The sequence below is a fragment of the Falsiroseomonas sp. genome, from assembly GCF_041690465.1.
GTDB lineage: Bacteria > Pseudomonadota > Alphaproteobacteria > Acetobacterales > Acetobacteraceae > Falsiroseomonas.
In genome coordinates this window covers 13,942-35,374 of record NZ_JAWLHG010000032.1, presented here as the reverse complement: position 1 = coordinate 35,374, position 21,433 = coordinate 13,942, and the positions used below count along the sequence as shown (strand labels likewise).

Annotated in this window: 19 protein-coding genes; 10 read left to right on the top strand and 9 right to left on the bottom strand. The window is 71.2% G+C overall.

What is annotated here, in order from left to right:
- Positions 1 to 7: 7 nt before the first annotated feature.
- Positions 8 to 1,849, bottom strand: a complete 1,842-nt coding sequence (locus ACESM1_RS22790; protein ID WP_372623511.1) for an autotransporter assembly complex protein TamA — start codon at positions 1,847 to 1,849, stop codon at positions 8 to 10.
- Positions 1,850 to 1,929: 80 nt separating this feature from the next.
- On the opposite strand from ACESM1_RS22790, the gene ACESM1_RS22785 reads away from it, so the two are divergent.
- Positions 1,930 to 3,078, top strand: coding sequence for an amidohydrolase (locus tag ACESM1_RS22785; protein ID WP_372623510.1), 1,149 nt, complete (start codon positions 1,930 to 1,932; stop codon positions 3,076 to 3,078).
- A gap of 195 nt (positions 3,079 to 3,273) precedes the next feature.
- Here ACESM1_RS22785 and ACESM1_RS22780 read toward each other — a convergent pair whose 3' ends face one another.
- Both ACESM1_RS22780 and ACESM1_RS22775 read right to left on the bottom strand, forming a co-directional pair.
- The gene (locus tag ACESM1_RS22780) at positions 3,274 to 4,503 is read right to left on the bottom strand and encodes an EAL domain-containing protein (protein ID WP_372623509.1); all 1,230 of its coding nucleotides are present in this window, start codon (positions 4,501 to 4,503) and stop codon (positions 3,274 to 3,276) included.
- A 132-nt stretch (positions 4,504 to 4,635) separates the two neighbouring features.
- Positions 4,636 to 5,592, bottom strand: a complete 957-nt coding sequence (locus ACESM1_RS22775) for an alpha/beta hydrolase (protein ID WP_372623508.1) — start codon at positions 5,590 to 5,592, stop codon at positions 4,636 to 4,638.
- A gap of 123 nt (positions 5,593 to 5,715) precedes the next feature.
- On the opposite strand from ACESM1_RS22775, the gene ACESM1_RS22770 reads away from it, so the two are divergent.
- Both ACESM1_RS22770 and ACESM1_RS22765 read left to right on the top strand, forming a co-directional pair.
- Entirely contained in the window at positions 5,716 to 8,343 is a 2,628-nt protein-coding gene (locus ACESM1_RS22770) for a GNAT family N-acetyltransferase (RefSeq protein ID WP_372623507.1), read from the top strand.
- A 289-nt stretch (positions 8,344 to 8,632) separates the two neighbouring features.
- The gene (locus ACESM1_RS22765) at positions 8,633 to 9,094 is read left to right on the top strand and encodes a hypothetical protein (protein ID WP_372623506.1); all 462 of its coding nucleotides are present in this window, start codon (positions 8,633 to 8,635) and stop codon (positions 9,092 to 9,094) included.
- Between the two features lie 24 nt (positions 9,095 to 9,118).
- Here ACESM1_RS22765 and ACESM1_RS22760 read toward each other — a convergent pair whose 3' ends face one another.
- The 4 genes from ACESM1_RS22760 to otnI all read right to left on the bottom strand — a co-directional run bounded on the left by ACESM1_RS22760 (position 9,119) and on the right by otnI (position 12,849).
- Positions 9,119 to 9,991: a helix-turn-helix domain-containing protein gene (locus ACESM1_RS22760; protein WP_372623505.1), complete on the bottom strand. Its 873-nt coding sequence runs from the start codon at positions 9,989 to 9,991 to the stop codon at positions 9,119 to 9,121.
- Between the two features lie 306 nt (positions 9,992 to 10,297).
- Positions 10,298 to 11,185: a 2-hydroxy-3-oxopropionate reductase gene (locus ACESM1_RS22755; protein WP_372623504.1), complete on the bottom strand. Its 888-nt coding sequence runs from the start codon at positions 11,183 to 11,185 to the stop codon at positions 10,298 to 10,300.
- 140 nt (positions 11,186 to 11,325) lie between these two features.
- Complete coding sequence (locus tag ACESM1_RS22750) at positions 11,326 to 11,967, bottom strand: hypothetical protein (protein WP_372623503.1); 642 nt, start codon at positions 11,965 to 11,967, stop codon at positions 11,326 to 11,328.
- A 102-nt stretch (positions 11,968 to 12,069) separates the two neighbouring features.
- Positions 12,070 to 12,849 (bottom strand): 2-oxo-tetronate isomerase, encoded by a 780-nt coding sequence (otnI, locus tag ACESM1_RS22745; protein WP_372623502.1) that lies wholly within the window; start codon positions 12,847 to 12,849, stop codon positions 12,070 to 12,072.
- Between the two features lie 111 nt (positions 12,850 to 12,960).
- Here otnI and ACESM1_RS22740 point away from each other — a divergent pair, with 111 nt between their 5' ends.
- The 7 genes from ACESM1_RS22740 to ACESM1_RS22710 all read left to right on the top strand — a co-directional run bounded on the left by ACESM1_RS22740 (position 12,961) and on the right by ACESM1_RS22710 (position 20,566).
- Positions 12,961 to 14,034, top strand: a complete 1,074-nt coding sequence (locus ACESM1_RS22740) for an AI-2E family transporter (RefSeq protein ID WP_372623501.1) — start codon at positions 12,961 to 12,963, stop codon at positions 14,032 to 14,034.
- A 109-nt stretch (positions 14,035 to 14,143) separates the two neighbouring features.
- The gene (locus ACESM1_RS22735) at positions 14,144 to 15,718 is read left to right on the top strand and encodes an ABC transporter substrate-binding protein (protein ID WP_372623500.1); all 1,575 of its coding nucleotides are present in this window, start codon (positions 14,144 to 14,146) and stop codon (positions 15,716 to 15,718) included.
- A 59-nt stretch (positions 15,719 to 15,777) separates the two neighbouring features.
- Positions 15,778 to 16,761: an ABC transporter permease gene (locus ACESM1_RS22730; RefSeq protein ID WP_372623499.1), complete on the top strand. Its 984-nt coding sequence runs from the start codon at positions 15,778 to 15,780 to the stop codon at positions 16,759 to 16,761.
- 1 nt (position 16,762) lies between these two features.
- Entirely contained in the window at positions 16,763 to 17,674 is a 912-nt protein-coding gene (locus ACESM1_RS22725; RefSeq protein WP_372623498.1) for an ABC transporter permease, read from the top strand.
- Positions 17,674 to 18,675, top strand: a complete 1,002-nt coding sequence (locus tag ACESM1_RS22720; protein WP_372623497.1) for an ABC transporter ATP-binding protein — start codon at positions 17,674 to 17,676, stop codon at positions 18,673 to 18,675. Before ACESM1_RS22725 ends, ACESM1_RS22720 begins: the two co-directional genes overlap by 1 nt.
- Positions 18,668 to 19,729, top strand: coding sequence for an ABC transporter ATP-binding protein (locus ACESM1_RS22715; RefSeq protein WP_372623496.1), 1,062 nt, complete (start codon positions 18,668 to 18,670; stop codon positions 19,727 to 19,729). The genes ACESM1_RS22720 and ACESM1_RS22715 overlap by 8 nt, the downstream gene beginning before the upstream one ends.
- A gap of 30 nt (positions 19,730 to 19,759) precedes the next feature.
- On the top strand, positions 19,760 to 20,566 hold the full coding sequence (locus ACESM1_RS22710) for a M48 family metallopeptidase (protein ID WP_372623495.1): 807 nt from the start codon (positions 19,760 to 19,762) through the stop codon (positions 20,564 to 20,566).
- Positions 20,567 to 20,573: 7 nt separating this feature from the next.
- Here the strand turns inward: ACESM1_RS22710 and ACESM1_RS22705 are convergent, their stop codons facing one another.
- Together ACESM1_RS22705 and ACESM1_RS22700 are read right to left on the bottom strand one after the other, a co-directional pair.
- Entirely contained in the window at positions 20,574 to 21,053 is a 480-nt protein-coding gene (locus ACESM1_RS22705; protein ID WP_372623494.1) for a CreA family protein, read from the bottom strand.
- A gap of 94 nt (positions 21,054 to 21,147) precedes the next feature.
- Complete coding sequence (locus ACESM1_RS22700; protein ID WP_372623493.1) at positions 21,148 to 21,411, bottom strand: hypothetical protein; 264 nt, start codon at positions 21,409 to 21,411, stop codon at positions 21,148 to 21,150.
- Positions 21,412 to 21,433: the final 22 nt, after the last annotated feature.

Sequence of the window (21,433 nt, the reverse complement as noted above, 5' to 3'; positions counted from 1 at the left end):
CGGCCGGTCAGAACGCCTGGCCGAGGCCGACATAGATCCCGTATCCCGTATCGCCGGCCTGCCGGTTCAGCGGCAGGCCCACATCCAGCCGGAGCGGCCCGATCGCCGTGGCGTAGCGCACGCCGAGCCCGGCGCCGAGGCGCAGGTCCGAGAAATCCGGCGTCTCCGAGGCGCCGACCGAGCCGGCGTCGAGGAAGGCCACCATCCCGAAATTGCCGCTGACCCGCTGGCGCAGCTCCACCGACCCTTCCACCAGGCTCGACCCGCCGAGCGGGCGGCCGAGCGCGTCACGCGGCCCGATGCCCTGGAAGTCGTAGCCGCGCACCGAGCCGCCGCCGCCGGCATAGAAGCGCTTGTCGAGCGGCACCTCGCGGGAGGCGCCGACCAGGCTGCCGAGCGTCGCGCGCAGCGCCAGCACCGTGCCGCCATCGCCGGTGAAATCGAAATAGGTCCGCGCGGTACCGAGCGCACGGACGAAGCCGCCCCCCTCGGCCAGGTCCGCATAGGGGGTGACGGAGAGGTCCACCCGCACGCCGCTGCGCGGGTCGAGCAGCGATGCGGTGGAATCGTAGCGCACGCCGGTCACCAGCCCGAGCAGCGTGAAGGGCTCCAGATTGCCGTCGCGGCCGATGCGGCCGGTCTCGAAGATCGGCCCGCCGCGCAGCAGCCAGCGCTCGCCGATCGGGCGTTCCAGGATCGCGGAGGTCACGATCGCATCGCGGTCATAGGCCTCCAGTCGCTCCCGCAGCGCCGCCGCCTCCAGCACGAGGCTGGTGCGGCCACCGAGCAGGCCCGGCCGGCGGAGGCTGGCGCCGAGGCGGTAGTTCACATCCGCCGTCCCGCCGCTGGTGCCGATCCGCGACACCCCCGCCTCGATCCGCAGCAGCTCGGCATTCCCGAACAGGTTGCGCCGCTCGTAATAGACCCGGCCGGAGGGGCCGTAGTTGGTCTCGTAGGCGAGCGTCACGCCGGCGGCGTTGCGTGGACGGTCGGCGACCGAGAAGGTCACCGGCAGCCGTCCGGCGGCGTCCAGCCGCTCGGCCGCGCGGACGCGCACCGTATCGAAGGCGCCGAGCGCGAGCAGGTCGCGCCGGGTGCGCTCCAGACGCTGCGGCGAATAGGGCTCGCCGGTCAGGCGGCCGGCGACGCGCGAGATCAGGCGGCGGCTAACCTCGGTCTCGCCGGCGATCCCGGGCATGGCGAAGGCGGCCCGCGGGCCGGGGGCGAGGGTCCAGGCGACATCCATCGCCTGCGCGTCGTGGTCCACGACCACCTCGCGGTCGGCGATCGCGGCCAGCGGGTGGCCGGCGCGCCGCAGCGCATCGAGCAGCGCGGCCTCGGCGTCGAGCACCGGGTCGGTGCGGGCCGGCTCGCCCGGCGCCAGCTCCGCCGGCAGTTCCAGCGCGGCGACCGGGGCGCGGCCCTCCGGCGTGGCGGCGCGCAGCGCAAGGCGCCGATAGGTGTAGCGCGGACCCGGCTCCACCCGCACCTCGACCGGCACCTGCTCCGGCGAGGCGGCTTCCAGCCGGGCGGCGAGGCCGGGGGTGGCGGCGGGCTCGCCGGCGATGCGGATCTCGATTCGCGGCGCCCAATAGCCTTCGGCGTGCAGCACCTCCTCCAGCCGGGCAGGCTCGGCCTCGGCGCGGGCGACCAGACCATAGGCATCGACCGGCGCGTCCTCGGCGAGCGCGCGCAACTGCGACGCCTCGGCCAGCGCCGAATCGAGCGCCTGCTCGCCGGTCGGCACGAAGCTGGCCTGGTAGCGCAGCGTCGGCTGCTGCGTGGCCGCCGGAGCGGCGATCAGCAGCGACAGCAGCAGCAGCAGGGGAAGGCGGCTAGGGAATCTCACGGCCTCTCGGACATCGGCGGACGCGCCGTGATGGCGGCCGGGGGGTGGAGCGCCCGGCGTGGACGGGCTACCACACTGCCATGGATCCCACCCTCGCTGCGACCCTGACCGGCTGGCGCCGACATCTCCACGCGCATCCCGGTCTCACCCTTCATGAAGGGGAGACTGCCGCCTTTGTCGCCGCACGGTTGCGTGAGATGGGCGTTTCGGAGATCGCGGAAGGCGTGGGCGGCCATGGCGTCGTTGCGACCTTGCGGCGCGGTGGCAACCGCAGCGTCGGCCTGCGCGGCGACATGGACGCGCTGCCGATCGCCGAGCAGAACGACGACGTGCCCTGGCGCTCCACCGTGCCCGGCGTGATGCATGCCTGCGGCCATGATGGGCACACCGCGGCGCTGCTCGGCGCGGCGAAGCTGCTGCTGGACGACGCCAGCTGGTCCGGCACCGTCCACCTGGTCTTCCAGCCTGCCGAAGAAGGCGGCGGCGGCGCGAAGCGCATGGTGGCGGAGGGGCTGTTCGCCCGCTTCCCGATGGAGCGCATCTTCGGCTGGCACAACTGGCCCGGCCTGCCCGCCGGCACCATCGCGGTGCACGAGCGCGCGGTGATGGCCGCCGGCTGCCGCTTCGAGGTGGCGTTCGAGGGCCATGCCTCGCACGCCGCCCTGCCGCATCTCTCGCGCGACCCGATGGTCGCTGCCGGGCACTGCATCGTGGCGCTGCAATCGGTGGTGGCGCGCAACCTCGATCCGCTGGCCGGCGGGGTGGTGAGCATCACGGTGGTGCAGGGCGGCGAGGCGCAGAACCAGATCCCGCACCTCGTCACGCTGAAGGGAACCGCGCGCTGGCTCGATGCCGCGGCCGGCAGGGCGATCGAGGAGGGCGTGCGCCGCGTCGCCGCCGGCATCGCCGCCACCTTCGGGGTGGCGGCAGCGGTGAACTGGGGCCCCGGCGTCGAGGTGACCGCCAACCATCCGGCCGAGCGCGAGCTGGCGGCGGAGGCGGCGGCGGCGATCGGGCCGTTGCGGCGCGACGTGCCGCCGGCGATGACCGGCGAGGATTTCTCCTGCTTCGTGGCGGAGATCCCCGGCGCCTTCGTCTGGATCGGCAATGGCCCGGCCGAGGGGGGGCGCGAGCTGCACAACGCGCGCTACGACTTCAACGACGCCATCCTGCCGGTGGCCAGCGGCTTCCTGGCCGAGGTGGCGAAGCGGGCGCTGCGGGCGGGTTAGGCATTAATCGCGCCCTACGGGTTCCGAGCTGCGGCGGGCGTCAAGCCGGAGGCGTGAAGCGCCGGCGGATCAGGGTGAAACGCTTCAGCGTTTCACGAGGCAGATATCAGCCTGCCACCGCGAAACGGCCGAGGGCGGGATCGAAGCGGTAGCCGTGGCCGCGAAAGCGGCGGAAGGCCAGCATGGCGTTGGGCACTATGCGGCGATCCGCTTCGGCACAAGCAGCGCCTGGGCGCCGGCGAGGTCCATCGGGCGGCCGATCAGGTAGCCCTGGCCCTTGTTCACGCCAAGTGCCATGAGCGCGCTCAGCTCCGGCTGCGTCTCGACCCCCTCGGCGACGATCTGGCACCCGGTGTCCCGCGCGAAATGGCGGAGCGCCGACACCATCGCGCGGCGGGCCAGATCCTGGTCCAGCGCGCGGGTGATGGCCCGGTCGAACTTGATGATGTCGGGCTGCAGCTGGAGGATGTGCTGCAGGCCCGCATAGCCGGTGCCGGCGTCATCCACCGCGATCCGCGCGCCGAGCCGCCGGATCGCGGCCAACTCGGCGCCCAGGCGGCCATAATCCTGCACCGCCGCATGCTCCGTGACCTCGATCACCAGCCGGTCCATCGGGACGCCGCGCAGCGCCTGGCCGAGCTCGCCGCTGGCGATCGTCCCGGGCGCGGCGTTCACCGAGAGGAAGACGCCGTCAGGCAGGGCGCCGAACGCCCCGACGGCCTTGCGGATCGCCGCCAGCTCGAGGTCCACCCCGCAACCGGCCCGCGCCGCCTGGTCGAACCAGAGGTCCGGCGACCGGTAGGGCTGCGGCGAGAAGCGGGACAGTGCCTCGAAGCCCATCACCCGGAAGGGCGCGAAGCTGAAGATCGGCTGGTAGGCGATGGTGAAGAGGTCCTGCTCGATCACCCGCGCGATCTCCGCGCGCGCCTGGCTGGCTGCCTCTTCCGCTTCCACTTCCCGGCCGATCTGGTGCGCCGCCATCTCGGCGAAGGCGCGCATCACCTGCAGGTCGCGCTGGTTCAGGGACCGGTTCGCGTGCGGGCTCAGGCAGCAGAACATGCCGTAGGCGCGGCCGTCGGGCAGGCGTAGCGGCACGCTGACATGCGCGCCGATCGGCACCGCGCGGGTGATCGGCATGGACGCGGCCAGCGGGTAATCGGCGGTGTCGGCGATTAGCTCCGGAAGGTGGCCGGCCAGGATATGGCGGCAATACACCTCGTCGAGCGAGCGTGAATCGCCCGCCTTGATCAGCGCTTCCAGGCCGGGCGCGTCCACCTCGCGGAAGACGGAGCGGCCATCCACGAACTCGGAGACATAGGCGACCTCCATGCCCAGGTGCTTGCGCACCGCCGCCAGCGCCATGCGGATTGCGCCATGCGGCTGGCTGCCGTCCGGCGTGGGAAGGGCGGCGAAAGGAAGAACCATCGGATGCTCTCCAGCGGTCGTGGCGGACGGGCGCGCGGAGTGCGGCACCCGTCCGGCTCGCCGACCCGGGGCATCAGGTCGGCACCGGTGGAAGCCTACGTCCAAAAAAAGAACAGGGCGTAAGCGAAACGCTCAGGCGAGCAGGCGCTTGAGCCAGGCGCCACCCGCCGCGGCAGCCTCGCGCGCCACACCGACATGGCTCAGTGCCCGCAGGAAGCCATGGGCGGTGCCGGGGAACAGGCGGCTTTCCACCTCGACGCCCGCCTCCTTCAGCCGCGCAGCCATGGCGCGGTTCTCGCTGGCCAGCACATCCAGCTCGGCGAAGTGCAGAAGAACGGGAGGCAAGCCCTTGAGATCGGCGCGCAATGGTGCGGCCAGCGGGTTCAGCCGATCGGCCGGGCGGGGGCAGTAGCATTCCCAGTAGAAGCGCATCTTGGCCAGCGTCAGGCCGTAGCCATCGGCGAATTCTCGATAGGATGGCGTGGAAAGATCGCCATCGAACACCCCGTAATTCAACAATATCCCATGCAGCGAGATGTCCGGATCGGTGACGCGCAGCAGCAGCGCCACGCCCACTGCCAGGTTGGCCCCGGCGCTGTCGCCGCCGACCACGATCCGCGACGGGTCGAGGCCCCATTCGGCGCCGTTCCGGGCAATCCAGCGCACCACGGCGGCGCATTCCTCCAGCGCCTGCGGAAAGGGCGCTTCCGGGCTCAGCGCATAGTCCGGCCCGACCACCGCGCAGCGGCCAGCGGCGGCGTATTCGCGCATCAGCCGGTCATGCGTGTCGATGCTGCCCCAGACCCAGCCGCCGCCATGGATATAGACCAGCACCGGCTGATCCGGCGCCGAGGTCGGCCGATGGAGGCGGCAGAGCAGGCGCCGGCCCCGGATCGGCAGCCAGCGGTCGCCGCTCTCGGCCATGGCCGGCCCGCCCTCGGCGAGCGGGAGCTGCGGGCCATCGTTCAGCTTCCGCGCCTCGTCGAGCGGCGGGGCGAGCACGATGGGCGGCAGCGCGGCCGAGCGCGCCTCCATCATCTCGGTGAAGGCGAGCATCTCGGGGTCCCAGCGGTCGTCGCGGGCGGGCATGGTGAGCTCCTTATCCTGTCACGCCATCGAAGGGCGACGCCGGGCACACCGCAAGCCCTCGCGGCACATCGGCGCGATCGCGGTTGCGCCGACCGCGCAGCCATGCACATGCTGCGCCGCACCATGAGCAAGCCCCTGCCCACCCTCGGCCCCCGCGGCGCCCTGCGGGAGGAGGCGCTCTACCGGCCGAAGCATGTCGTGCTGGTCGCCGATCCCGTTGCGTCCACCGCCGGGCTGCTGGCGCGCAACCTGGCGGCGGGCGGCTTCAAGGGCCGGCTTTCGATCATCGGCATGGCGCATGAGGGCTTCGAGGCGGCGCCCGACATCGCCGCACTGGACTCCGCGCCCGACCTCGCCGTGCTCGCCTTGCCGGCGGAGGCGCTGGAGCCGGCCATGGCCGGGCTCGCCGCGCGCGGCTGCCACGCCGCGGTGGTGCCCGGGGCGGCGCCCGACCTCGCCGGTATCGCGCAGCGCACCGGGGTGCGGGCGCTCGGACAGGGCAGCTTCGGCATCTGCGTGCCGGCAATCGGGCTGAACGCCTCGCTGGCGCATATCGTACCGCGGAAGGGCAAGCTGGCGCTGGTCTGCCAGTCCTCGGCCCTGGCCCGCGCCGTGCTCGACTGGGCCGAGGCCGAGAGCGTCGGCTTCAGCCATGTGATCGGCATCGGCGGCAATGCCGATCTCGGCTTCGCCCATGCGCTGGACTGGCTTTCCCGGGATCCCGGGACGGGCGCGATCCTGCTCGATCTGCGACAGATCAAGAACCGCCGCATGTTCGTCTCCGCCGCCCGCGCCGCGGCGCGAACCCGCCCGGTGGTGGCGATCCGCGCCGGCGGCAGGCTGGCGGACGCGACCGGCACGGCCGATGCGGTGATGGGAGCGGTGCTGCGCCGCGCCGGCGTGCTGCGCGTCTCCGGCCTCGACGACCTGCTCTCGGCGGCGGAGACGCTGGCGCGGGTGAAGCTCTCGCCGCGCGGCGGGCCGGGCGACCGCATCGCCATCGTCGCGAACGCCACCGGGCTCGCGCATCTCGCGGCCGATGCGGTGCTGGAAGGCGGCGCAAGGCTGGCGGAGCTGCCGCCGGAGGCGCTGGCGAGCCTAGCCATCGGCCTGCCGCCGGGCTGGAGCGGGCGCAACCCGATCGCCCTCGGCCCGCTCACCGGCACCACCCTCGGCGAAGCTGCCTCCATGCTGGCGGCGCTGCCGGAGGTGGACACGGTGGTGGCGCTGCATGCGCCGGTCGCCGGCGAGAAGGCGGGGACCATCGCCGCCGCGCTCACCGCCGCCGCGAAGGCCACGCGCGCCGCGCCGATCCTGGTCTGCTGGCCCGGCCAGGCGACGGCCGGGCCGCAGCGCGCGGCGCTCGCCGGCAGCGGGCTTGCGGTGTTCGACACGCCGGAGGCGGCGGTGCGCGGCGCGCTGCATCTCTGGCAGGACCGGCGCAACCGCCTGGCGGCGGCCGAGCTGCCGGGGCGGGACGTGCTCGCCCTCTCGCCCGACCGCGACGGAGTCGGCCGGCTGATCGCCGCTGCACGCGCCGAGGGACGGCTGGCGCTGACCGAGGACGAGGCGCTGACCATCCTCGCCGCCTACGGCATGCCGGTGGCCGCCTGCCGCGTGGCGCAGGATGCCGAGGACGCGGTGGCGGCGGCCGAGGCGCTGGGCTGGCCGGTGGTGCTGAAGCTCCGCAGCCCCGACATCATGCGTAAGACCGAGATCGGCGGCGTCGCCCTCGGCCTGCGCGATGCGGCCGCGCTGCGCCGGGCGGCGGCGGCGATGCAGGAGGCGGCGCGCCGCCTGCGGCCCGAGGCCCGGCTGCTGGGCTTCCTGGTGCAGCGCGAGGCGCGCGGCGGGCTGGAACTGCGGCTGCGCCTGGCCGAGGATGCGATGTTCGGCCCGTTCATCGGCTTCGGCCTCGGCGGCACCGCGGCCGACCTGCTGGGCGACGAGGCGATGGACCTGCCGCCGCTCAGCCGCTCGCTCGCCGCCGGGCTGGTCGGACGCAGCCGGGCGGCGCCGCTGCTGGCCGGCTATCGCGACCATCCGCCGGCCGAACGCGCGGCGGTGGAGGCGGCGCTGCTGCGCCTCTCGCAGATCGCGGTGGATTGGCCGGAGATTGCGACCCTCGGCATCAACCCGTTGCTGGCGCAGCCCGAGGGCGTGGTGGCGCTGGATGCCAGTTGCACGTTGCGCGCCCACGGGGAGCGCGGGATGCTGGCGATCCCGCCCTATCCGGAGGAATGGGTGACGCGCTGGCGCGCCAAGGGGGGGGAGGCGCTGACCATCCGCCCGATCCGCCCCGAGGATGCCGAGGCGCATGCCGCCTTCTTCCGTCGGCTGACGCCGGAAGACATACGCTGGCGCTTCTTCAGCCAGATCCGCGAGTTGCCGGCGCAGCAGATCGCGCGGATGACCCAGCTCGATTACGACCGGGAGATGGCCTTCGTCGCGGTCCGCACGCGCCCCGACGGCAGCGAGGATCTGCTCGGCGTCTCCCGCCTGATCCGGGAGGCAGATGGCGTGACGGGCGAGTTCGCCGTGATCGTGGACGGGGCGATGAAGGGGCAGGGACTCGGGCGGCACCTGATGGAGCGGCTGTTCGCCTGGGCGCGGGCGAGTGGGATCACGACCATCGCCGGCCAGGTCCTGGCCGACAACGCGCCGATGCTGGCCTTCGTGCGCGGCCTGGGCTTCGCGGCGAAACGCAGCGCGGAGGACGATGAGGTCTTCGAGGTCAGCCGCTCCGTCTGATGCCGGCGGGCGGAGCGGCGTTCCGCCATGCCGCATCGCTCAAGGCGGGTTGAAGTGCATCCGGGCCGGCGTCGCTGTAAGGTCTGCTTGACAAGGAGGGAGCAGGGCGCGCCGGGTGGTATCCGGCGCACGAGCACTTGCGCGACCCTTCCACTGGGCGTCCGAACCCGTTCGCGCCGACTCCGTTGGCGCGGACATGAGGCATGCCGACAGGCCACCGACACCGCACCTCTCCCCATCACAGGGCTCCGGGCACCGGCGCCGCTCCGCCCTGGCCCGGACGCGGGCGATGGGCGCAACAGCGCGGCATGGCTGCGCGACCGGGATGGTCGCCGGCATGGCTGCGCTGCCGCTGCTCGGCCTGCCGGTGGTGCCGGAAGGCCAGCCCTTCCTCCTGGTGCTGGCGATCCTGGCCGCGGCGCTGCTGTTCGGGCGCGGCAGCGCGGTTTCGGCCGCGCTGGCCGCCAGTGCGCTCGGTGCCGCTCTGCTGCTGCCCTCGGCGGGCGCGGCCAGCGCCGATGCGGTGCGCGGCGGCCTCTCGCTGGTGGCGTTCCTGGTGGTGGCGCTCGGCCTGGCCGCGGCGATCGAGGCGATGCGGCGGATCTTCGCGCTGATGGATGTCGCCGATGAGCGCCGCGCCGCCGGTGAGGCGGTGCCGGCCGAGGTGTTCAACACCGGCCCCGGCCCGATGCGCCTGTTGATGATGCCGCCGGAGCAGCGCCGGCGCCGCTTCAACCCGCCGGAGCGCTGAGCGCCGCGCGGCGGGGAAGCGGCCTCAGCCCGCCGCCTTGATCATCTCCCGCACACGGGCGGCGGCGGCGGCGCCCTTCAGCGCATCACGCCAGGCAGTCTCCGCGACGCGCTGATGGGCAGCGACCGCCTCATCCGCCGCGGTGATCGAAGCGACGCCGATGCCGCCCTGCGGCGGCGTGTCGGGCGCGAAGGGCGAGGCGACGACATGCGCGCGGTCGCGGCCGCGCAGCACGATGAAGTTGCCGGCCGGCTCCACCGTCGCGGCGAGGCCGAGCTGCACCCCGATCGGCACGCTCTCCATCATGGCGGCGATCGACTCGGCTTCGGACCTTGCGGCTGCCAGGCAGCGCTGCCGGGTGCGTTCCGGTACGGCTACGCCGGGGGCCACACCCTCCCGCAGCAGGCGGGCGAGGGCGCCTTCGCCGAGGATGCCGATGATGGTGGGCCGACGCGAGGCGTGCAGCTTCTTGCGCGCCGCCAGCAGCCCCAGCATCTGGTCCGTCGCGGCGCGTGCCGTGGCGCGGTCGGCGGCGGAATCGGCGGCCTCGGTCCAGGCCTCGGCCAGGGCGCCGTCGAAGGCGTCGGTGGTGGTCGGGTAGCAGACTGCGCCGCCCACCAGCAGGATCTGGTCGGCGCCTTCCTCAACCTGGCGCAGCCGTTCCTGGAAGGCGGGCGGGCGGCTGAAATACTCGACGCCGATGCCCAGCAGCGAGAGCGGCGAGATCTTCAGCAGCTCGGCGAGACGCCGGATCGTGTCCAGCTTGATCACCTCGCCCTTTTCGTAGCGATAGAGCGCTGCGCGCGAGACGCCGAGCCGCGCGGCGATCTCCTCCGCTCGAAGTCCACTCTCGAGCCGGTAGGCTCGCAACTGCTGGCCTATATCGGCGAAGCGCATGCAATCCCCCGTTGATCGCTTGATTCGGATACAACCCTACCCGGAGAGACGTATCTCACGGGCCGTCTGGTTTGTCCATTTTGCGGAACGGTGACGCAGAAGGCAACCTCGAACGATTGCAATAAACGGTGAGGAAATGTGAGGGATAACACGTTCAAGTTGTAATTCGCGCAACGCTTCGCGCAGCGCGCCCGCACATGAACGGCAGGTTGTGTGATCCCTGCTCTCTGACATGTGATGAAGGCGGCGTCGGCACGCCGGCCGGGTGTCCAGCAGCGGGCGGCCCGACCGGGCCGCCGCGCCGTATCAGGCGTCGGGCGCGACCTTGTGGGCTGCCATCACCTCCAGCGCCTTCACCATACCGGAATGATCCCAGCCCTTGCCGCCCAGCGCGGCGCAGGCCGCGAAGATCTGCTGGGTGGAAGCGGTGTTGGGCAGCGGCACGCCGAGCTCCTTGCCCGACTGCAGCGCCAGGTTGAGATCCTTCTGGTGCAGCTCGATCCGGAAGCCCGGCGCGAAGGTGCGCTTGATCATCCGCTCGCCATGCAGTTCCAGGATGCGGGAGGTGGCCAGCCCGCCCATCAGCGCCTGGCGCACCTTGGCCGGATCCGCGCCGGCCTTCGAGGCGAAGACCAGCGCCTCGGCCACCGCCTCGATGGTCAGCGCGACGATGATCTGGTTGGCGACCTTGCAGGTCTGGCCGGCGCCGTTCTCGGTGCCGACCAGGGTGATGTTCTTGCCCATCTTCTCGAACACCGGCAGCGCACGGTCGAAGGCGGCCTGCGGGCCGCCGACCATGATCGTCAGCGCGGCGTTCTTCGCACCGACCTCGCCGCCCGAGACCGGCGCGTCGAGGTAGTCGCAGCCGAGCGCATTGATCTTCTTCGCGAACTCCTTGGTGGCGGTCGGGCTGATCGAGGACATGTCGATCACCAGCTTGCCCTTGGCGAGCCCCGCCGCGACTCCGTCCGCGCCGAACAGCACGGCCTCGACGTCCGGCGTGTCGGGGACCATCAGGATGGTGATCTCGGCGGCCTGGGCGACGGCCTTCGCGTTCGGCACCACGGCGAAGTTTGCGCGGTCCTCGGCGGTGAGCGACTTGCGCTCCACCACCGTCACCTCGTGGCCGGCTGCCTTGAGGTGCCCGGCCATGGGGCGGCCCATGATGCCGAGGCCGATGAAGCCGATCTTCATGTGCACTTCCTCCTCCGGACACGCGGCGACGACACTCCGCGCAGGCGGAGTGCGTCAGCACGCCCGGGGCGGTTTGCCAAGAGGGCGGGGGCGGGGCCGCCCCATGGTGGCGGAGCGTTCAAGCTCCTCCGCGATCCGGTCTAGAAGGTCGCGACGAGCTTGGAGGGGCCGTCCTTGAAGCCCTCCGTCGGCGTGCCGTTGAACAGCAGCAGGCCGCAGCTGAACACTTTCCACTTGCCGGCATGGCGCACGGCGAACATCTGGTAGCAATAGGCCCGCGTCTTGGTGACGTCCTTGGCGGCGTCGGCGTGCTTCTGGGTGATCTTCATCAGCGTGTCGCCCAGATTGAGCGGGCTGTAGCCCGCCGGGCCGACGGTGCAGCGCTGCGTGCCGGCGACCGGCTGCACGGTCTTGCGCAGGTATTTGCTGTCCCCATCGTGGTAGAACCACATGTTGGCGCCGGCCTCGATCGCCTCGAAGGTGCAGCCGTTGAGCTGGCCCGTTGCCACGATGGTGCCGTCCGGCGCCGCGGCCGGCACCGAGACGTCGCCGACGCCTCTCGGCACCCAGGGGAAGAAATAGTCCGAGCCGCCATTGGCGACAGTGACGCTGCAGACATTCGTGCTGGTCGGCAGCGCTGAAGTGAAGGTGCAGAGGCCGCCGGTCTCGTGCGAGGCAGCCTTCTGGATGACATTCTTGACGCCGCGGAAATCGAAATAGAAATCGTACTTGGCGACGGTGTTTTCCGGATCCTGGCTGAGCTGTTGGATCAGGTTGACCATGGCACGGCGCTCCTTGACTGCGCCGCGCGTCGCGTGGCACGGAACCGGGACCGTGCCTGCCGGCGTCGCGCCGTGTCAACCGGAGATTGCCGGCGTGATCGGCTACCCCTTCCAGGGCGCGAACCACCCGAGCCCGGCCGTCGTCTCCCCCGCTGGCCGGTATTCGCAGCCGATCCAGCCGCGGAAGCCGAGCGCATCGATCCGCGCGAACACGAAGGGCCAATTGACCTCGCCGGTGCCGGGCTCGCTGCGGCCGGGATTGTCGGCGACCTGCATGTGGGCGATCAGCGGCAGGTGCTTCTCCACGCGCTTCACCAGGTCGCCCTCGGTGATCTGGCAGTGGTAGAGGTCGAACTGCATGCCGACCTTCTCCGGCCCGACGGCATTGATGATCGCCGCGGCCTGGTCGGTGGTGTTGACGAAGAAGCCGGGGATGTCGCGGTGGTTGATCGGCTCGATCACCGGCTTCACGCCGGCCGGCGCGGCCTGCTCGGCGGCCCAGGCGAGGTTCTCCGCCAGCGTCGCCGTCAGCGTGTCGTGCGGCATGCCGGAAGGTGCGAGGCCGGACATCACATGGATCCGCGGGCAGGCGAGCGCGGCGGCGTAGTCCAGCGCCTTGCTGAACCCCTCGCGGAACTCGGCCTTGCGGCCGGGCAGGGCGGCGGTGCCGCGCTCGCCGCCGGCCCAGTCGCCGGGGGGCGCGTTGAACAGGACCTGCTGCAGGCCGGCCGCCTTCAGCCGGGCGGCGATCTCGGCGGCCGGGTGCTCGTAGGGGAAGAGGAACTCCACTGCCGTGAAGCCGGCCTTCGCAGCGGCATCGAAGCGCTCGAGGAAGGGCAGCTCGTTGAACATCATCGAGAGGTTGGCGGCGAAGCGCGGCATGGCGGACTCCCTTCCCTTGGCCTTCCCTGGGCGTCCCGGTCATGCCCCGCAGCGCACCGTCCCGCAAGACGGCAGGATGCGCCGCGGCCGCGGTTCGGCTAAGCGGATGGCATGGACCAGGACCAGATCCGACCCGCGCGCATCATCGGGCTGCTCGCCCTCGCGGGGCTCGGCTTCGCCTGCTTCCTGGTGCTGCGGCCGTTCATCTCGGCGCTGCTCTGGGCGCTGATCCTGGCCTACACGACCTGGCCCGCCTTCCGCATCCTGCGCGAGCAGGCAGGACTTTCGCCCGGCTGGGCGGCGCTGCTGATGGTGCTGGCCGAGTTCCTGCTGATCGGCCTGCCGCTGGTCTTCGCCGCCCCCACCAGCCGCGAGGATGTGGAGGCGCTGCGCGCCAATGTCGAACGGCTGATCACCGAGGGCGTGCCCGGGGCGCTGGGCTTTCTCGGCAGCCTGCCTTTCATCGGCGGCTACCTGGCGGAGTGGTTCATCGGCTGGGACACCACCTTTGCCGGGCTGTTCGAAGCGATCAGCCCCTACGCCGGCACCCTGGCGCAGGGCGCACTCTCGGTGCTGCTGGCGGTGCTGTCGGGCATTGCGGAACTGCTGCTGGCGATCTTCCTCGCCTTCTTCTTCTACCGCGACGGGCCGGCGCTGGCGCGAAGCGTGGAGCTGATGGCCGAGAAGCTGGCCGGCCAGCGGGCCCGCCACCTGGTCGAGCTCACCGCCAGTGTCACCCGCGGCGTGGTCTATGGGCTGCTCGGCACCGCGGTGGTGCAGGGGGCGATGACCACCTTCGGCCTGTGGATCGCCGGCGTGCCGCAGCCGGTGCTGCTCGGCGTGGTGGCTGGCGTCATCTCGATCCTGCCGGTGGGGGCGCCGCTGGTCTGGGTGCCGGCCACCATCTGGCTGCTGGCGCAGGGCGAGTGGGGCTGGGGCATCTTCATGGGGCTCTATGGCGCGCTCGGGATCTCCTCGGTGGACAACTTCATCCGGCCGTGGCTGATCAGCCGCGGCGCCGACCTGCCGCTGCTGCTGACGCTGCTCGGCGCGATCGGCGGCGTGCTTGCCTTCGGCTTCCTCGGCCTGTTCCTAGGGCCGGTTCTGCTCGCCGTGGGCTACACCCTGATCAAGGACTGGGCGGGCGGCGGGCTGCCGGGCAGCATGCCGGGCCACCCGACGTGAGTTGAGGCTTTCCCGACTGCATCGGGCGGGATATTGCACGCTCTTGGTGCCACGCGGGCGGACGTTCCGCGATCAACCGGGGAGTTCCGACGGGATGCGACGATTGGGAATGGCGGCCGCGGCCGCCCAGCTGGCCCGGGGCCTCGGGCGCGGCGCCGAGGCGCGGACGGTGCGCTGGGCGGCCTCGGGCGATCCGAACACGATGGATCCGCACAGCCAGAACCTCGGCACCGTGACCATGGTGCTGCAGCAGATCTACGATCCGCTGATCCACCGCAACGCGGACCTGACGCTGCGCCCCGGTCTGGCGCTCAGCTGGGAGCAGGTGGAGCCCACCCGCTGGCGCTTCACGCTGCGGCAGGGCGTCCGTTTCCACGAGGGCGAGGTCTTCACCGCCGACGACGTGGTGTTCTCCATCACCCGCGCGCAGCAGCCGACCTCGAATTACGGCATCTTCGTCGATTCCGTGGACCGCGCGGTGAAGGTGGACGAGTTCACGGTGGACGTGATCACCAAGCGGCCGGACCCGATCCTGCCGAACAAGTTCGCCTCGCTCTACATGATGTCCAAGTCCTGGTCGGAGCGGCACAACGCCACGCGTCCGCAGAACACCCGCCAGCGCGAGGAGATGCACACCGTCCGCGCCACCAACGGCACCGGCGCCTTCCGCCTGGCCTCGCGCGAGCCGGATGTGCGCACCGTGCTGCGCCGCAACGAGGCCTGGTTCGGCTGGAACGAGCCAGGCCAGACACCGGGCAACGTGACGGAAATCGTGTTCCGCCCGATCGGCTCCGACGCCACGCGCATCGCGGCGCTGCTCTCCGGCGAGGTGGATTTCGTGCTCGATCCGCCGCTGCAGGATCTCAACCGGCTGCGCCAGGCGGGCAACATCCGCGTGCTGGAGGGGCCGGAGGTGCGGACCATCTTCATCGCGATGGACGTGCACCGCGACCAGCTCCTCTACAGCGACGTGCGCGACCGCAACCCGCTGAAGGACGTACGGGTGCGGCGCGCGCTGTACCACGCCATCGACATCCAGGCGATCAACCGCACCACCATGCGCGGGCAGAGCATCGTCACCGGCACCTTCTTCCCGCCGCAGGTGAATGGCTACAGCGCCGATGAGGATGTGCGCCTGCCCTACGACCCGGCGCGCGCGCGGGCGCTGCTGGCGGAGGCGGGCTATCCGGACGGCTTCGGCATCACACTGGACTGCCCGAACAACCGCTACATCAACGACGAGCAGATCTGCACCGGCATCGCCGCGATGTGGACGCGCATCGGCGTGCGCACGCAGGTGAAGGCGCAGCCGCTCGGGCCGTTCTTCGCGCAGATCCAGCGCGAGGACACCAGCATCTACCTGCTGGGGTGGGGCGTGCCGACGCTGGATGCGCTGTATTCCTTCCAGTCGCTGCTCGCCACCCGCAACGGCCAGCAGGGCGACGGCATCTGGAACTACGGGCGCTACTCCAACCCGCGCATGGACGAGCTGGTCACGCGGATGAAGACGGAATCGGGCGAGGGCCGGATGGCGGCGATCCGCGAGGCGCTGCGCATCTATCGCGAGGACGTCCCGCATATCCCGCTGCACCACCAGATGATCCCCTGGGCGATGCGCAACAACATCTCCATCCCGCATGCGGCGAACAACCAGCCGTATTTCCGCTGGATGGTCGTGAACTGAGCCTGCGAGCGAACGCCCCCGCCCGGCTGCCGGGTGGGGGCGCACCTTAGGAAGCTGCTGTGTTCGCTTTCATCATTTCGCGCATCCTCCAGGCCCTCCCGGTGATGCTGGTGGTCGCGCTGATCTCCTTCGCGATGTTCGCCTATGTTGGCGATCCGGTCGCCATCATGCTCGGCCAGGACTACACGCAGGCGCAGCGGGACGCGCTGATCCGCGACCTCGGCCTGGACCAGCCCTTCATCGTGCAGTTCGGCACCTTCGTGCTGAACGCCGTGCAGGGCGAGTTCGGCCTCTCCTACCGCCTGTCGCGCCCGGTGATCGAGCTCATCATCGAACGCGCGCCGGCGACGCTGGAACTGGCGCTGACCGCCGCCGCGCTGGCGCTGCTGGTGGGCGTGCCGATGGGCGTCTACACCGGCCTCTACCGCAATTCCTGGCTGAGCCGCTTCTTCCTGACCTTCAGCCTGATCGGCGTCTCGCTGCCGACCTTCCTGATCGGCATCCTGCTGATCCTCGTCTTCTCCGTCTGGCTGGGCTGGCTGCCTTCCTTCGGGCGCGGCGAGACTGTCAGGATCGGCGGCTGGAGCACCGGCTTCCTCACCTGGGACGGGCTGCGCGCGCTGATCCTGCCTTCGATCACGCTCGGCCTGTTCCAGCTGACGCTGATCATGCGCCTTGTGCGCGCCGAGATGCTGGAGGTGCTGCGCACCGACTACATCAAGTTCGCCCGCGCCCGCGGCCTCACCAACCGGGCCGTGCATTTCGGCCATGCACTGAAGAACACGCTGGTGCCGGTGATCACCATCACGGGGCTGCAGCTCGGCGCCATCATCGCCTTCGCCATCGTGACCGAGACGGTGTTCCAGTGGCCGGGGATGGGCCTGCTGTTCATCCAGAGCGTGGGTGCCGCCGACATCCCGGTGATGGCGGCCTATCTGCTGCTGATCGCGGCACTGTTCGTGGCCATCAACCTGATCGTGGACCTGCTCTACTACGCCGTGGATCCGCGCCTGCGCATCGGCGGCGGGAAGGGGGGCCACTGAGATGCAGGCCGTCCGCAACTTCTTCGACAGCGACATCTGGTGGTCGTTCACGCGCAACCCGGTGACGGTGATCTCCGCGATCGTCGCCGCGATCTGCATCGGCGGCGCGGTGCTCGCCCCCTGGATCGCGCCGCACAACCCGTTCGACCTGGCCAGCCTGCAATTGATGGACGCGTTCAAGCCGCCGGCCTGGTCGCCGGAGGGGGACGCCAACTACCTGCTCGGCACCGACGACCAGGGGCGCGACGTGCTCTCCGCGATCATGTACGGCGCGCGCGTGTCGCTGCTGGTCGGCTTCTGCGCGGTGCTGCTCTCGGTGACGCTCGGCGTCACGGCGGGGCTGGCGGCGGGCTATCTCGGCGGCATGGTGGATGCGGTGCTGATGCGCATCGCCGACATCAAGCTGACCTTCCCCACCATCCTTATCGCGCTGCTGATCGACGGCGTCACCCGCGCCGCGCTGCCGCGCGACGTGCACGACCAGGTGGCGCTGTATGTCGTGATCTTCGCGATCGGCATTTCCAACTGGCCCTCCTTTGCGCGGACGGTGCGCGGCTCCACCATGGTGGAGCGCAACAAGGAATACGTGCAGGCGGCGCGCGTCATCGGGCTCTCGCAGGCGCGGATCATGGTCAGCCATGTGCTGCCCAACGTGCTCGGGCCGGTGCTGGTGATCGCGACCTTGCAACTGGGCTTCGCGATCCTAGCGGAGGCGACACTCTCCTTTCTCGGCGTCGGCGTGCCGCCGACCCAGCCCTCGCTCGGCACGCTGATCAGGATCGGCAACGACTTCCTGTTCTCCGGCGAGTGGTGGATCACCATCTTCCCCGGCATCGCGCTGATCGTGCTGGTGCTGTCCGTCAACCTCCTGGGCGATTGGCTGCGCGACGCCCTCAACCCGAAGCTTCGTTGATGTCAAACCAAGTGCCCATCCTGGAGGTGCGCAACCTCCGCGTGGAGTTCCCGACGCGTCGCGGCGTGCTGGTGGCGCTCGACGATGTCTCCTTCGACATCGCGCCGGGCGAGGTGCTCGGCGTGGTCGGCGAATCCGGTGCGGGCAAGTCCATGACGGGGGCGGCGATCATCGGCCTGCTCGAACCGCCGGGTCGCATCGCCGGGGGCGAGATCCGCCTCGCCGGACGGCGGATCGACAACCTGCCCTACAAGGAGATGCGCACGGTGCGCGGGCGGGAGATCGGCGCGATCTTCCAGGACCCGCTGACCACGCTGAACCCGCTCTACACCGTCGGCCGCCAGCTGGTGGAGACGATGACCACCCACCTGCCGCTCAACCCCGCCCAGGCGCGCGCCAAGGCAATCGAGTGGCTGGAGCTGGTCGGCATCCCCGCCGCGTCCCAGCGCATCGACAGCTACCCGCACGAGTTCTCCGGCGGCATGCGGCAGCGCGTGGTGATCGCGCTGGCCCTCTGCGCCGAGCCGAAGCTGATCGTGGCCGACGAGCCGACCACCGCGCTCGACGTCTCCATCCAGGCGCAGGTGATCGCGCTGCTGAAGACGCTGGCGCGGGAGAAGGGCACCTCGATGATGCTCGTCACGCACGACATGGGCGTGATCGCCGAGACGGCGGATCGCGTGGCGGTGATGTATGCCGGCCGCATCGCCGAGATCGGGGCGGTGCGGAACGTCGTGAAATATCCCTCCCACCCCTACACGATCGGCCTGATGGGCTCGATCCCGCCGGTCAGCCGCCGGCTGGAGCGGATGCAGCAGATCGACGGAGCGATGCCGCGGCTGTCCGCCATCCCGCAGGGCTGCGCCTACAACCCGCGCTGCCCGCGCGTCTTCGATCGCTGCCGCGTCGAGCGGCCGGACCTGCTGCCGGCCGGTGAGACACGCGCCTCCTGCTGGCTCTACGACGAGGCATCGCAGCCCGTGGCGCGCGCCCATGCGTGATCTTCCCGCCTCGCAACCGCCGATGCTCGAGACGCAGGACGTCGCGCGCTTCTTCGACGTCTCCCGCCCGCTGATCCAGCGCGTGCTCGCAGGCGAGGGCCGGCGCATGCTGCGCGCGGTGGACGGCATCAGCTTCGCCATCCCGAGGGGCACCACGCTCTCGCTGGTCGGCGAGAGCGGCTGCGGCAAGTCCACCGTCGCGCGGCTGGTGGTCGGGCTCTACGGCCCGACGCGCGGCAAGGTGATCTTCGACGGCCGCGACCTGGCCGAGGCACGCGCGGATTCCGACCAGCGCCGGCGCATGCAGATGATCTTCCAGGATCCCTACGCCTCGCTGAACCCGCGCTGGCGCGTCAGCGACATCATCGCCGAGCCGATCCGTGCCTTCGGCCTGGCGAAGGACAAGGCGGCAATCACCGCGCGCGTCGCCGAGCTGCTGACCCATGTCGGCCTCTCGCCGCTGGACGGGCAGAAATTCCCGCACGAATTCTCCGGCGGCCAGCGCCAGCGCATCTCCATCGCGCGCGCGCTCTCCTCCAACCCGGAATTCCTCGTCTGCGACGAGCCCACCAGCGCGCTCGATGTCTCCGTGCAGGCGCAGATCCTGAACCTGATGAAGGACCTGCAGAAGGAACTCGGCCTCACCTACCTGTTCATCAGCCACAACCTGGCGGTGGTGCGGCAGGTCAGCGACCGCGTCGGCGTGATGTATCTCGGCCGGCTGGTGGAGCTGGCGCCGGCGGAGACGCTGTTCACCACGCCGCGCCACCCCTACACGCTCGCGCTGATGGAGGCGATTCCGGACCTGGAGATGACCGGGCGCCAGCGCATCCCCGTCGGCGGCGAGGTGCCGAGCCCGATCAGCCCGCCCTCCGGCTGCCCCTTCCACCCGCGCTGCCCATTGGCGAACGACCGCTGCAAGGCGGAACGACCGGAGCTGACGCCGGCGCGCGGGACACCGGAAACCGCGGTGGCGTGCCATGCGGTGGAGGAGGGCCGCGACCGCGGGCCGCAGCACCTCGCGGAAACCGGAGCGGCCCTGCAGGCGTCCTGAAGCGGACTCGTTCCGCCGGAGGTTACGCCCATGCCCTCGTCCCTGTCCTGCGAGCCCGTGCTGGCGCGCCGCAAGGTGCTGATCCTGAGCGGCCTCTTCGCCGCGCCGCTGTGCGGCTGCGGCGCACAGCATGCGCTGCCCGAACCGGGGTCCGCCGCGGTCGCCGAGGCGCGGCAGGCGATCGAGGCGGCGCCGCGCCTGCAGCAGCGCAACCTCAGCCAGGCGCAGCAGGTCGAGCTGCTGCGCCGCGTGTCGCAGCGCGTGGCCGATGCCAACGACCCGCTCTGCCGCCGCTACCTCGACAGCGGCTGCAACTTCCGCGTGGCGCTGGCGACCACCGATCAGGTCAACGCCTTCGCCACCGACGGCAACGTCGTCGGCGTCACCTCGGGGATGGTGAACACCGTGCAGAACGAAGCGGAGCTGGCCGCCGTCGTCGCGCACGAATACGCCCATCACCTGGCGCAGCACATCCGGCGCGCCGGCACGCGCACCCAGCTCGGCTCGATCGCGGGCGCGCTGGTCGGCGCCTATCTCGGCGGCGACCAGCTGGCGCAGACCGGGGCGCAGCTCGGTGGCGGCGCCGCACGGCTGGTCTATTCCAAGGAGGAGGAGCGGGAGGCGGACTACCTCGGCGCCTACATGGTCCACCGCGCCGGCTACGACCTGGAGGAGGCGGGCGATATCTGGGTGCGGCTGGCCCAGGCGGCCGGCGGTGCGCAGCAGCCGAGCTTCCTCAGCACCCATCCCACCGGGCCCGAGCGTCTCGCCGCCTGGGAGCGCACGGTGGCCGAGATCCGCAGCGCCGGCCGCGACGCGATGCCGCAGCGGGGCTAAACGGCGCTCACCGGATCGGCACCACCGCCACCGCATTATAGGGGCTGCCATCCACCAGCCGCGTGGACCAGGCGAGATAGACCACCGCCTGGCGTTCCTCGTCCAGGAAGCGGTGCACGCGGGTCTCCTTGAAGAACAGGCTGGTGCTGGTCTCGAACACCTGGTCTCCGCGATCGCCGCGGCGGGCACCGGGCAGCACCTCCACCGGGCCGGTCGCGGCGCAGGTGATGGCAAAGCGCGCCGGGTCCTCGGCCACGCCCAGCATGCCCGAGAACCCGCCCGCGCGCGCCTGGCTGATCCAGCAGGAGACGTTGCGCACATCCGGATCGTCGAACCGCTCCACCACCACCCGGTGGCTGCGCGTCAGGCCGAGATTGGTGAAGGCGGTGTTGACGTGGCCGATCTCCCGCGTCTCGTCGGCGGCGGCGGGCATGGCCAGGGCGAGCAGGCAGAGAAGGCCGGGCGCGAGGCGAGCGGGGGCGGGCATGCGGCGCATCCTCCATCGGATTCGTTGAGCCGAGAGAACGCCACGGCCGGTTGGTCGGCCGCAACGGCGGCTGTTCAGTTCCAGCGCGGGTTGCTCAGCAGCAACAGCAGGAAGGCGGCGGCGGCGACATGGCCAGGATCGCGGGCGCGGCCAGCAGCAGCGACGCCATGCCGGTACGGCCGGACCGGCGCAGCGCCCGCCCGCCCGGCACCACGCCCCCGAGCACGACGAGGATCGCTCCCCATTGGGCGATGTTGAAGGCGGAGACGGCCCCGTCCGACACGCCGAGCAGGAAGAACCAGCCGAAAACGCCGAGCACGAGCAGGTCGATGCCGAGCAGCAGCCGGAAGCCGATCATCCCGTCAGCCTAGCGTCGCTGG